We start from the raw sequence: 11,909 nt of genomic DNA, 5'->3' as shown, positions 1-11,909 counted from the left end.
GGGGTCGGGGCGGGCATGGGGGCTCCTTGGGGCGGAGGACGGGGGCGGCCGCCATGGTGTGCGGCGGCTCGCCCCTACTTCTTCCGCGCCCGGCTGGACTCGACGTGACCGCCCGGCGGAGCGTGGGTGTGCGATGGCTGAATGCCCGGTCGGTCAGGGAACGAGGGCGGCCGTGATGCGGGCCGACGCGGCGCGGGCGGCCTGCTCGGGATCACGGCCCTGGAGCACCGCGGTCATGTACGGCTTGATGGGGTTGTCCGCCTCGACGTCCGCCCACCGGGGCGAGTTGGGGGTCGCCCGGCCGCGCGCCGCGCCCGCGGCCATGGCGGCGGTGGCCTCCTGCCCTTCCACGACGGAGGCCAGGGAGGTCTTGTTGGGTACGTAGTTCATGGTGCGGGCCAGGTCGGTCTGCCACTTCTCACCCGCGAGTGCCTTCACGACGTCGATCGCGGCGGCCCGTTCGGGGGCGTTCACGGGGACGACGAGGTCGGAGCCGCCGGTGAACACGGCGCACGGCTTGTCGGCGGTCTTGCCGGGGATCGGGAAGAAGCCCAGCTCGCGCCCCACGGCGGGGTTCAGCTTCTCGATGGCCGTGGCGACACCCGGCGTCGCGATGATCTGCGCCACCCGGCGCTCGGCGAAGACCTCGGCCTGCGGCGGGTTCTCCTCGTCGGCGTCCTTCGGCCCGGAGCCGAGCTGCTGGAGTTCCTTGTAGAACTCCATGCCCCGCAGCGCGGCGGGGGTGTCCAGTGCGCCGAGCCACTCGCCGTTCTTCTCGACGGCCAGTTCCCCGCCCTCGTCCCAGACGAACCCGGAGAGCGTGTACCAGTCCTGGCCCGCGAGGTAGATGCCCTCGGCCCCGGTCTCGTTGATCTTCTCGGTGTCCTTGAGCCACTGCGCGCGGGTCTTGGGCGGTTCCTCGATGCCGGCGCGCTCGAAGAGGTCCTTGCGGTAGATGACGACGCGGTTCGCGGCGTACCAGGGGATGCCGTACTGGCTGCCGTTGATGCTGCCGGGCTCGGCGAGTCCCGGGAGCCAGTCCTCGTGTCCGAGGTCGCGCACCGACTCCAGCGACAGGTCGAACAGCTTCTCCGTCTCGGCGTACCGGGCGACCTGGGTGTTGCCGACCTCGATGACGTCGGGTGGGGTCTCGCCGCCCAGGGCATCGGTGACCTTCTTGCCGATGCCGGTCCACTCCTGGATGACGAATTCGAGGCGTACGGACGGGTTCTCCCGTTCGTACGCCGTGGTGAACCGCTCCAGGAAGTCCTCGGACACGCTGTTCCGCATCAGCCAGACGGTGACGGTGCGGGTGCCGCCGTCCTGGCCTGGCAGGAGGCCGCAGCCTGACAGGGCGAGGGCGGACAGCAGCGCGGTGGGACAGGCGAGCAGGCGCTTCTTCACGTAGGTCACCTTCGGCGGGGGGAGGAAGGGCGGACGGACCCGACGTGGGGGGAGCGAACGTGTTCGCACGGGCGGATGGCTGGATTTTGGTATGGACCAATGGGCGGGTCAAGTCCTGGACCTCCCCCGTCCGCTCGTCCGCCTCGCGGAGCCGGGCCGGGTGGGGCACCGTGGAGAGGACCGAACCGCGGGCGACGAGGAGGCCGCCATGTCACACCACACGTATCGCGTCACCGAGATCGTCGGGACCTCGCACAACGGCGTGGACGAGGCCATCCGCAACGGCATCGCGCGGGCCTCGCAGACGCTGCACAACCTGGACTGGTTCGAGGTGACGCAGATCCGTGGGCACCTGGAGAACGGACAGGTGGCGCACTACCAGGTGGGCATGAAGGTGGGGTTCCGCCTCGACGGCCCGGACCCCGGCGAGGCCTGACCGCCCACGCGAGCCCCGACCGCCGGCGCGAGGCCCGAGCGCCCGGGTGAGGCCCCGCGCGAGGCCCGACCGCCGGCGCCCTCGCCCGTCAGGTGCGGCCCTCCTTCTCCTGGGCCTCCCGCAGCGCCTCGGCGCTCAGCGCCCAGCGGGCCCGTACGACATGGAAGCCGGCCTTCTCGGCGGCGTCGCAGACCAGCTCGTCGTCGTCCACGAGCATGCGCACCTCACGGCCGCGGCTGATCCGGCGCAGTACCTCCAGTTTGGTGACCCTGGCCGGTCGCCGGTCGTCGTCGCGGCGCATGTGGAGGCGGCCGTCGGGCAGGCCGTGGGCGGCGAGCCAGTCCAGGCTGTCCCGGCGGCACCGCTCGGGGCGGCCGGTGAGGTAGCGGATCTCGCACTGCCGTGCCGCCTCCAGGCACATGGCGACGCCCGGCGGGAGCGGCGGGTCCTGCGGGGCCGCGTCGAAGAACGCGTCCCAGTCGCGGGGCGTGCGCTCCAGGAAGCGCTGCCGGTGGCGGGCGTCGGAGAGCGTGTTGTCCAGGTCGAACACGGCGAGCGGTCTGCTGTCGGGCGTCACACGGTCAGGGTAGGTCGTCGGGTGACGCCGCGTGCGGACGACCGGTCGGCGCCGCACGACTCGTTCGGCCGCCCCCTGCGTGTCGCGTGTCTCGCGGGCCCGCGCCCCCGCCGCGCCGGCGGCGGGGACGCGGATCCGGTTCCGGTTCGGGTTCCGGGGGGCGGCGCGGGTCAGGCCGCCGTGTCGAAGGTGTAGAAGCGGGTGTGGTCGAGCATGTCCGCGGGGGTCACGTCGTTCCACGGGCGCATGGTGTCGCCGATGTCGACGACGTTCGGCGTGCCGCCGGAGGGCAGGTACGGGGAACGGGGGTGCCGGGCCTGCCAGTCGGCCCAGAGCTTGTCGACGAAGGCGTGGTGGAGCCAGAACACCGGGTCGTTCGGGGAGACGCCGGTGGCCATCTGGCCGCCCACCCAGACGTGGACGCGGTTGTGGAGGTTGACGCCGCGCCAGCCTTCGAGGTGGTTGCGGAACCCGTCGGACGCGCTGTTCCACGGAGGCATGTCGTAGGTCTCCATGGCGAGGACGGAGTCGACCTCGGCGCGGGTGGGCAGTTGGCGGCCGCCGGCGCCGAGGTCGCGGCGGAGGAAGTCGCGGCCGTCGACGCGGACGCCGATGGTCCAGCGGTTGCCGGAGCGGGCGAACGGGCCGTCCATGACGCGGCCGTCGCGGCTGCGGCCGGTGCCGCCGAGGAAGTCCGGCGCCCAGAGCGACGAGCGGGGTGTGCGGTCGGCGGTCCAGTCCCAGTACGGCAGGGTGACCTCGGGGTCGACGGCCTGGAGGGCCTGTTCGAACTCCAGCAGGAATCTGCGGTGCCAGGGCAGGAACGACGGGGAGCGGTGGCCGACCCGGTCGCTGTCGTCACGGTCGCCCATGATGAAGGCGTTGTGGGTGGTGACGAAGGTGTCGTAGCGTCCGGTGCGCTTGAGCTCCAGCACGGCGTCGACGAAGCGGCGCTTCTCGGTCGCGGTGAGCGTCGCCTGGTTCTTGCGTACGGTCATGGTGTGCGGGCTCCCGGATCAGGCGGTGACGAGGGGGACGAGCGGGGCGCCCTGGAGTTCCAGGACGGCGGCGCGGGCCGCCGCGCGGGGCGAGGCGACCGGCTCGTAGTGGCTGATCACGCTGATCCAGGTGCCGTCGGCGTTCTGCATGACGTGCAGTTCCTCGCCGTCGATGAGCACGGTGTAGCCGCCGTGTCCGCCGTGGCCGCCGTGTCCGCCCCCGTGGTGGCCGCCGTGGCCGCCGGACGCCGGCCGGCCTTGTATGCGGCGGCCGCGGTAGATCTCGTCGAACGCGGCGTTCGGTGCGGCCGTTGCGGGCGACGGGGAGACGGCGGCGAGCGCGGCGGTGCCGAGTCCGGCCACCGCTCCTGCGGCCGCGCCGAGTCCGAGCGCGCGGCGGCGAGTGATTCTGGACATGAGAGTGAAGCCCCCAAGTGAAGACGGTGCACCGCTCGGTGCACCCGGGGCTGTGGTCGGCAGCCCCGGCGGCATATGCCTACCGGGACCGCCCGAGCGGGCAGAAATCCCCGGATTCCGGTGGACCGGAAAACGGATATCTCGCCATCAACTATCCAGAGTTGAACAGAGTTGATCTTGCTGTGGACGATACCCCCACCCCCTAGCCCACCCACAATTCCTGCACGGAATATGACCGCCGCGTGAAGATTCTTTCGCGCGGCGATCACGGGTGTGGCGGAGGCCACGGCGGAAAGGTGGCCTTAAACCGCCCGCCGCCTGGCCGCCCGCAGCCACTCCTTGTTCATCGCGGCGATCGACGGCAGCGGGATGCCCTTCGGGCAGGCCGTGGCGCACTCACCGGTCAGCGTGCAGCCGCCGAAGCCCTCCTCGTCCATCCGCGCCACCATGCCGAGGACCCGGCTCTCCCGCTCGGGCGCGCCCTGCGGCAGCACGTTGAGGTGGTTGACCTTCGCCGACGTGAAGAGCATCGCGGAGCCGTTGGGGCAGGCCGCCACGCAGGCGCCGCAGCCGATGCACTCGGCGTGCTCGAAGGCGCTGTCCGCGTCGGCCTTGGGCACCGGCGTCGCGTGCGCCTCGGGTGCGGCGCCGGTGGGGGCGGTGATGTAGCCGCCGGCCTGGATGATCCGGTCGAAGGCCGAGCGGTCCACGACGAGGTCCTTGACGACCGGGAAGGCCGCGGCCCGCCACGGCTCGACGTCGATGGTGTCGCCGTCCCGGAACGACCGCATGTGGAGCTGGCAGGTGGTGGTTCTTCCCCAAGCTCTCGACTCCGCTCCAGCAGGGGAGGCCCCATTCGGGCCGTGCGCGTCGCCGTTGATGACGAGACTGCACGCGCCGCAGATGCCCTCGCGGCAGTCGTGGTCGAAGGCGACGGGGTCGTCGCCGCGCAGGATCAGCTCCTCGTTGAGGGTGTCGAGCATCTCCAGGAACGACATGTCCGGGGAGATGCCGTCGATCTCGTACGTGGACATCGCGCCGTCGGCGTCCGCGTCCTTCTGGCGCCAGACGCGCAGGGTGAGCTTCATGCGTAGCTCCGCTGGGTGGGGTGTACGTGGTCGAAGACCAGGTCTTCCTCGTGCAGGACGGGTGCCTCGCCGGTCCCCGCGAACTCCCAGGCGGCCGTGTACGAGAACTCCTCGTCCTTGCGGGCGGCCTCGCCGTCCGGGGTCTGGGACTCCTCGCGGAAGTGGCCGCCGCAGGACTCGGTGCGGTGCAGCGCGTCGAGGCACATCAGCTCGGCGAGCTCCAGGTAGTCGACGATCCGGTTGGCCTTCTCCAGCGACTGGTTGAGCTCATCGCCGGTGCCGGGCACCTTCACACGGCGCCAGAACTCCTCGCGGATCTGCGGGATGCGCTCCAGGGCCTTGCGGAGTCCGGTGTCCGTACGGGCCATGCCGCAGTGGTCCCACATCAGTTCGCCGAGCTCCCGGTGGAAGGAGTCCGGGGTGCGGTCGCCGTCGACGGAGAGGAGCCGCCGCAGCCGCCCCCGGGTCTCCCCGACGGCCTCGGTCACCACCGGGTGGTCGTCCTCGACCGGCCCGAGGTCCGGGACGCGGGCCAGGTAGTCGTTGACCGTGGACGGCAGCACGAAGTAGCCGTCCGCGAGGCCCTGCATGAGGGCGGACGCGCCGAGCCGGTTGGCGCCGTGGTCGGAGAAGTTGGCCTCACCGATCGCGAACAGGCCCGGGACGGTGGTCTGGAGGTCGTAGTCGACCCACAGACCGCCCATCGTGTAGTGCACGGCGGGGTAGATCCGCATGGGCGTCTCGTACGGGTTCTCGTCGGTGATCCGCTGGTACATGTCGAAGAGGTTGCCGTACCTGGCCTCGACGGCCGCGCGGCCCATGCGCCGGATCGCGTCCGCGAAGTCGAGGTAGACGCCTTGACCGCCGGGGCCCACTCCCCTGCCCTCGTCGCAGACGTTCTTCGCGGCGCGCGAGGCGATGTCGCGCGGCACGAGGTTGCCGAACGACGGGTAGATCCGCTCCAGGTAGTAGTCGCGCTCCTCCTCCGGGATCTCGTTCGCCGGCCGCCGGTCGCCCTTCGCCTTCGGCACCCAGATGCGGCCGTCGTTGCGCAGCGACTCGCTCATCAGGGTCAGCTTGGACTGGTGGTCGCCGGTGCGCGGGATGCAGGTGGGGTGGATCTGCGTGAAGCAGGGATTGGCGAAGTAGGCGCCGCGCCGGTGCGCCCGCCACACGGCGGTGGCGTTGGAGTTCATGGCGTTGGTCGACAGATAGAAGACGTTGCCGTAGCCGCCGGTGGCGAGGACGACCGCGTCCGCGACATGAGTGGAGATCTCGCCGGTGACGAGGTCGCGGGCGACGATGCCGCGGGCGCGTCCGTCGACGACGATCAGGTCCAGCATCTCGGTACGGGCGTGCAGTTCGACGTTGCCCGCGGCGATCTGCCGGGACAGCGCCTGGTAGGCGCCGAGCAGCAGCTGCTGGCCCGTCTGGCCGCGGGCGTAGAACGTGCGGGACACCTGGACGCCGCCGAAGGAGCGGGTGTCGAGGAGGCCGCCGTACTCCCGGGCGAAGGGGACGCCCTGGGCCACGCACTGGTCGATGATCTCGACGGAGATCTGGGCGAGCCGGTGGACGTTGGACTCGCGGGAGCGGAAGTCACCGCCCTTGACGGTGTCGTAGAAGAGGCGGTGCACGGAGTCGCCGTCGTTGCGGTAGTTCTTCGCGGCGTTGATCCCGCCCTGGGCGGCGATCGAGTGGGCGCGGCGCGGCGAGTCCTGGTAGCAGAACTGGACGACGTGGTAGCCCTGTTCGGCGAGGGTCGCGCCCGCTGAGCCGCCCGCGAGGCCGGTGCCGACGACGATGACGGTGTGCTTGCGGCGGTTGGCGGGGTTGACCAGCTTCGCTTCGAAGCGGCGCCGGTCCCAGCGCTCCGCGATGGGCACGTCGGGGGCCTTGGTGTCGGCGATCGGTGCGCCGGTGGTGTACGCGACGTACGCGTTGGTCGTCTGGCTCATGTCAGCTCACCACTCCGGTCATGACGGCGACGGGTACGGCGACGAAGCCCGCCGTGAGGGCCAGGGCGAGCGTGTTCGCGGTGGCCTTCAGGGCCCGGTCGCGGCGGGCGCTGCCCACGCCGAGGGTCTGCGCGGCGGCCCAGAAGCCGTGCCGTACGTGCAGGCCGACGGCGAGCATCGCGACGATGTAGACGACGTTGCCGTACCAGGTGGAGAAGGTCGCGACGACGTTCTCGTACGGATGGCCCGGCTCGGCGTTCGGGTTGACGGTGAGCGTCGTGAGGTCGAGCAGGTGCCAGACGACGAACAGGGCGATGATGACGCCGCCCCAGCGCATGGTGCGGGTCGCGTAGCTCGCCCGCCGCCGCTTGTGCGCGTACGCGGCGGGGCGGGCCTTCAGGCCGCGGCGGCTGAGCTGGTACGCCGAGACGCCGTGGGCGACGACGGCGGTGAGCAGCACGGCGCGCACGATCCACAGGGCCCACTCGTGGTGCAGGACGGGGTCGCCCATGGTGCGCAGCCAGCGCCCGTAGGCGTTGAACTCGTCGGGGCCGAAGAACACCTTGAGGTTGCCCATGACGTGGGCGACGAGGTAGCCGAGGAGGATCAGGCCGCTGACGGCCATGACCGTCTTCTTGCCGACGGTGGATCCCCAGAAGGAGGGTTGGGGGGACGGTTTTCGGTCCGTCCCGCGTGGGTGCGTCCGCTGCGTCCGCGTTGCCAGAGCCATGGCACGGGACGGTAGGGCCGGACATCCTCAGAGGTCCAAGACATGGTCCGGCTCATCTTGATAGCTGCCGCCTATCGTGCCCTATCGTGGGGCGTATGCAGTTCCAGCAGCTCGTGTACTTCGTGGCCGTCGCCGACACCCGGCACTTCACGCGGGCGGCCGAGCGGGTGCATGTCTCGCAGCCGTCGCTGTCGCAGCAGATCCGGGCCCTGGAGAAGGAGCTGGGGGCGGAGCTCTTCAGCCGCGCCCGGGGGAACATCGCGCTGACGGACGCGGGTGAGGCGCTGCTGCCGCTGGCCCGGAGGATCCTGGCGGACGCGGACACGGCCCGGCAGGAGGTGCAGGAACTGGCGCAGCTCCGGCGGGGCCGGGTGCGCCTCGGGGCGACGCCGAGCCTGTGCACGGGTCTGCTGCCCGATGTGCTGCGGACGTTCCACGGGCTGTACCCGGGGATCCGGCTGCTGATCGAGGAGGGCGGCTCCCACGACCTGGTACGGGAGCTGGCGCGCGGCGCGCTGGACCTGGCGCTGGTGGTGCTGCCGCTGCCGACGCCGTCGCCGGCGCTGACGACGGTGGAGCTGCTCCAGGAGGACCTGGTGGTGGTGTCGTCGGCGGCGGATCCCGCGGTGCCGCGGCGGCCGGTGCGGATCGCGGACCTGGCGGGGCGGCCGATGGTGATGTTCCGGCACGGCTACGACCTGCGGGAACTGACGGTCGCGGCGTGCCGGGCGGAGGGGTTCGAGCCGTCGTTCACGGTCGAGGGCGGCGAGATGGACGCCGTGCTCGGCTTCGTACGGGCGGGGCTCGGGCTCGCGGTGGTGCCGAGCATGGTGGCGGCGCGGGCAGGGAGGGACCTGCGGGTGACGGCGCTGGCGCCGCCGGGGCTGCGCCGGACGATCGCGCTCGCGCACCGCAGCGACGTGGCCCCGCCGCGGGCGGCACGGGAGTTGCAGCGGGTGCTCGTGCGGATGGCCGTGGGCAGCTGAGGTCCGCGATCGGGTGCGGGCCGGCGTCGTGTGCGGGCCGGGGTCGGTGCTGGCCGGCGTCGGATGCGGGCCGTGGGCGGCTGAGGTCCGCGGTCGGGTGCGGGCCGGGGTCGTGTGCGGGCCGGCGTCAGGTGCGGGCCGCGGTCGGGCTGTGCGGAGGCGCCCGCTACACCGCGTCCGCCAGGGCCAGCGTGTGGATGCGGTCGGGGGCGCCGGGACGGGCGTAGTACCAGCCCTGGGCCGTGTCGCAGCCGATGCGGCGCAACTGCTCGGCCTGCGCCGCGGTCTCGACGCCCTCGACCGTGACGGCCAGGTCCAGGCTGTGGGCCAGCGACACGATGCCCTCGACGATCTTCAGGTCCACGGGGTCCGCCGGGTGCTGCTGCATGCCGCGTGTGAAGGAGCGGTCCAGCTTCAGGATGCTCACCGGGAGGCGGCGCAGGTTCGCGAGGTTCGAGTAGCCGGTGCCGAAGTCGTCCAGGGCGATGTTCACGCCCATCTCGGCGAGGTGCCGCAGCGGCTTCAGGACGTCCTCGTCGGCGCCGATCAGGGCGGACTCGGTGACCTCCAGGCACAGGGCGCCGGGGTCGAGACCCGACCGGTCGAGTACGTCGACGACGTCGCCGACGAGGCCGGGGTGGTGGAGCTGGGTGGGCGACAGGTTGACGTTGATGCGCAGCGGCCCGCCGTCGGTGTGGCGGTGTTTCCAGAACCTGGCCTGTCGTACGGCCTCCTCCAGGACCCAGCGGCCGAGCGGCACGATGAGCCCGGTGTGCTCGGCGAGCGGGATGAACCGGTCGGGGCCGAGGACACCGTGCTGCGGATGGCACCAGCGGACCAGGGCCTCGGCGCCGTGCACGGTGCCGTCGCCGAGGTGGACCAGCGGCTGGTACTCGATGAAGAACTCGCCGCGCTCCAGCGCCGCGGGCAGGGCCGTGGTGAGGCCGTGCCGGGTGATGGCGCGGGCGTCGGCCTCGGCGTCGGCGCGTTCGAAGCGGTTGCCGCCCGCCGCCTTGGCCCGGTACATGGTGATGTCGGCGCTGCGCAGCACCTCCGCGGACGTGCGTTCGCCGGCGCGGCCCTCGACGATGCCGATGCTGCCGCGCACGGTGATGTCGCGGCCGTCGAGGCCGATGGGCGTGGCGAGGGCGCCCAGGATGCGTACGGCGAGGTCCTCGGTGTCCTGGGCGGTGACGGACGGTCCGGTGGTCAGGGCCACGAACTCGTCGCCGCCGAGCCGGGCGACCATCTCGCCGGGCGCGGTCGCGCAGCTCTGGAGCCGGTCCGCCACCTCGACGAGGAGCCGGTCGCCCGCCGCGTGGCCGAGGCTGTCGTTGATGGCCTTGAAGCCGTCGAGGTCCAGGTAGCACAGGCCGAAGCGGCTGTCGTCGGCGGCCAGGGCCTTGTCGAGGCGTTCGGCGAACAGGGTGCGGTTGGGCAGCCCGGTCAGGGCGTCGTGGGTGGCCTCGTAGCGGAGGCGGAGGTTGAGGAGGCGGCGTTCGGTGGTGTCCTCCATGAGGGCCAGCTGGTACTGGGGGCGGCCCTCGGCGTCGCGGAGCAGGGACACCGTCAGATTCGTCCACAGGACGGTGCCGTCGGTGCGGTAGAAGGGCTTCTCGACGCGGAAGTGCTCGCGTTCGCCGCGGACGAGTTCGCCGTAGAGCTTCCAGACGTGCGGGGCGTCCTCGGGGTGGACCCACTCGGTGACGTTCCGGGCGCGGACGAGCGTGTCGAGGCCGCCGAACATACGGGTGAGGGCCTCGTTGACGTCGAGGACGTTGCCCTGGAGGTCGGCGATGCCGATGCCGATGGCCGCGTCCTCGAACACGGCGCGGAAGCGGGCCTCGGTGGCGTGCAGGGCCTGTTCGGCGAAGGCGCGGGCGGTGAGCGCGGAGCGGGCGATGGCCTCCTGCTCGCTGAGGGTGCGTTCGCGCAGCGCCCGGGCGAACCCGGCGGCCAGCGCGTGCTGGATCCGGGAGCAGCGGGCGCGCAGGTCGTCGACGGGCGTCCCGGTGTGGACGTTGCCGCAGTACAGGACGAGGTACGCGTCGACGACGCCGAGGGTGCGGCTGAGCGCGTCCGGGTCGGTGCAGTGCGCGGCCACCAGGGCGGCCCCGACGTCCTGGGCGGGCGCCGCGTCGAAGGGCAGGGCGTGCAGGGCGGCGCTGAGCTGCCGGGCCAGCGGCAGCAGATGCTGTTCGAACTCGGTGCGGGTCATGGACGTGGCCGTCACCGGGAAGATGGCCCGGCTCCAGATCGTCGCGAACCGCTGGAGTCTGTCCTCCAGGCCGTCCGGCTCCGCCGCGGAGCCGGGCGCCTGCGCCGGCACGCTCACCCCTTGCGCCCCACCCCGGCGAAGCCCGAGAAGGCGTACGGATCCTCCTGCTCGGGCGGTGTCTCGGGCCGCCAGCGCGGCATGGACACCAGGCCGGGCTCGACCATCTCGTACCCCTCGAAGAAGCGGGCGACCTGGTCGCGGGAGCGCATGACGAGGGGGCTGCGGATGTCGCGGTAGACGCCGACGGTGCCGCCCGCCTGCTCCTGCGGGACGGGGATGCCCTCGAAGGAGGCGTGGGTGAGGATCAGCAGGCTGCCGGGCGCGAGCGCGTCGCGGAGCTCGGCGACCGCGGCGTGCGGGTCGTCGGCGTCCTCGACGAAGTGGAGGACGGCGACGAGGAGGAGGGCCACGGGCCGGTCGAGGTCGAGGAGTTCGCGGACCTCGGGGCTGCCGAGGATGTCCTGCGGTTTGCGCAGGTCGGCGGCGGTGATGCCGGCGTGGTCGTTGCCTTCCAGCACGGCGCGGCTGTGGGCGACGGCGACCGGGTCGTGGTCGACGTAGACGACGCGGGCCTCGGGCGTCGCCCGCTGGGCGATCTCGTGGACGTTGCCGAACGTCGGTATGCCGGAGCCTATGTCGAGGAACTGCGTGACGCCCTCGGCGACGGCGTGGTGCACGGCGCGGCGCATGAACGCCCGGTTGGCCTGCATGATTTTGGGCAGGCCCGGCATGAACTCCATGGCCCTGCGGGCCGCGTCGCGGTCGACCTCGAAGTTGTGGGAGCCGCCCAGGTAGTAGTCGTAGATGCGGGACACGCTCGGCACCGAGATGTCGATGCCCGGCGGGGCCCAGGCGGGACGCTCCATCGTTGTCTCCAACAGTCGCCACGGCGGATCGGCCGTGTTCATGGCCGGTGTTCGAGCCGAGGCTACTGATCGCCCGCCGGGAGGGCGAGGGGAAACGGAAAAATGCGATCCGTTCTTGGTCACAGGCCGCTGGCACGTGCGCGTTCGCGGACAGCCGGACGCGGCCGGCCC

General features: G+C 72.0%; 11 protein-coding genes. 2 read left to right on the top strand and 9 right to left on the bottom strand.

The window, feature by feature from the left end; genetic code table 11:
• Window positions 1–153: 153 nt before the first annotated feature.
• Complete coding sequence (locus HTZ82_RS23725) at window positions 154–1,404, bottom strand: extracellular solute-binding protein (RefSeq protein WP_175411450.1); 1,251 nt, start codon at window positions 1,402–1,404, stop codon at window positions 154–156.
• A gap of 208 nt (window positions 1,405–1,612) precedes the next feature.
• On the opposite strand from HTZ82_RS23725, the gene HTZ82_RS23720 reads away from it, so the two are divergent.
• Window positions 1,613–1,840: a dodecin gene (locus HTZ82_RS23720; protein WP_175411449.1), complete on the top strand. Its 228-nt coding sequence runs from the start codon at window positions 1,613–1,615 to the stop codon at window positions 1,838–1,840.
• Window positions 1,841–1,928: 88 nt separating this feature from the next.
• Here HTZ82_RS23720 and HTZ82_RS23715 read toward each other — a convergent pair whose 3' ends face one another.
• The 6 genes from HTZ82_RS23715 to HTZ82_RS23690 form a co-directional block, all read right to left on the bottom strand.
• The gene (locus HTZ82_RS23715; RefSeq protein WP_175411448.1) at window positions 1,929–2,417 is read right to left on the bottom strand and encodes a hypothetical protein; all 489 of its coding nucleotides are present in this window, start codon (window positions 2,415–2,417) and stop codon (window positions 1,929–1,931) included.
• Between the two features lie 170 nt (window positions 2,418–2,587).
• Window positions 2,588–3,415, bottom strand: coding sequence for a tyrosinase family protein (locus tag HTZ82_RS23710; protein ID WP_175411447.1), 828 nt, complete (start codon window positions 3,413–3,415; stop codon window positions 2,588–2,590).
• Window positions 3,416–3,433: 18 nt separating this feature from the next.
• A complete protein-coding gene (locus tag HTZ82_RS23705; protein ID WP_175411446.1) occupies window positions 3,434–3,832 on the bottom strand; it encodes a tyrosinase cofactor in 399 nt (132 codons plus the stop codon).
• Between the two features lie 302 nt (window positions 3,833–4,134).
• Window positions 4,135–4,920: a succinate dehydrogenase/fumarate reductase iron-sulfur subunit gene (locus tag HTZ82_RS23700; RefSeq protein ID WP_175411445.1), complete on the bottom strand. Its 786-nt coding sequence runs from the start codon at window positions 4,918–4,920 to the stop codon at window positions 4,135–4,137.
• Window positions 4,917–6,878: a fumarate reductase/succinate dehydrogenase flavoprotein subunit gene (locus HTZ82_RS23695; protein ID WP_175411444.1), complete on the bottom strand. Its 1,962-nt coding sequence runs from the start codon at window positions 6,876–6,878 to the stop codon at window positions 4,917–4,919. The genes HTZ82_RS23700 and HTZ82_RS23695 overlap by 4 nt, the downstream gene beginning before the upstream one ends.
• A gap of 1 nt (window position 6,879) precedes the next feature.
• The gene (locus HTZ82_RS23690; protein ID WP_175411443.1) at window positions 6,880–7,608 is read right to left on the bottom strand and encodes a succinate dehydrogenase cytochrome b subunit; all 729 of its coding nucleotides are present in this window, start codon (window positions 7,606–7,608) and stop codon (window positions 6,880–6,882) included.
• A 95-nt stretch (window positions 7,609–7,703) separates the two neighbouring features.
• On the opposite strand from HTZ82_RS23690, the gene HTZ82_RS23685 reads away from it, so the two are divergent.
• Window positions 7,704–8,594, top strand: coding sequence for a LysR family transcriptional regulator (locus HTZ82_RS23685; RefSeq protein WP_175411442.1), 891 nt, complete (start codon window positions 7,704–7,706; stop codon window positions 8,592–8,594).
• 166 nt (window positions 8,595–8,760) lie between these two features.
• Here the strand turns inward: HTZ82_RS23685 and HTZ82_RS23680 are convergent, their stop codons facing one another.
• Together HTZ82_RS23680 and HTZ82_RS23675 are read right to left on the bottom strand one after the other, a co-directional pair.
• Window positions 8,761–10,929: an EAL domain-containing protein gene (locus HTZ82_RS23680; protein ID WP_175411441.1), complete on the bottom strand. Its 2,169-nt coding sequence runs from the start codon at window positions 10,927–10,929 to the stop codon at window positions 8,761–8,763.
• Window positions 10,926–11,738, bottom strand: a complete 813-nt coding sequence (locus HTZ82_RS23675; RefSeq protein ID WP_175411440.1) for an SAM-dependent methyltransferase — start codon at window positions 11,736–11,738, stop codon at window positions 10,926–10,928. The genes HTZ82_RS23680 and HTZ82_RS23675 overlap by 4 nt, the downstream gene beginning before the upstream one ends.
• Between the last annotated feature and the right edge of the window lie 171 nt (window positions 11,739–11,909).

Origin of the sequence: Streptomyces sp. TRM64462, from assembly GCF_013362995.1 — a bacterium.
In the GTDB taxonomy this organism is placed as follows: Bacteria; Actinomycetota; Actinomycetes; order Streptomycetales; family Streptomycetaceae; genus Streptomyces.
This window is presented reverse-complemented; position numbering and strand designations above follow the sequence as displayed.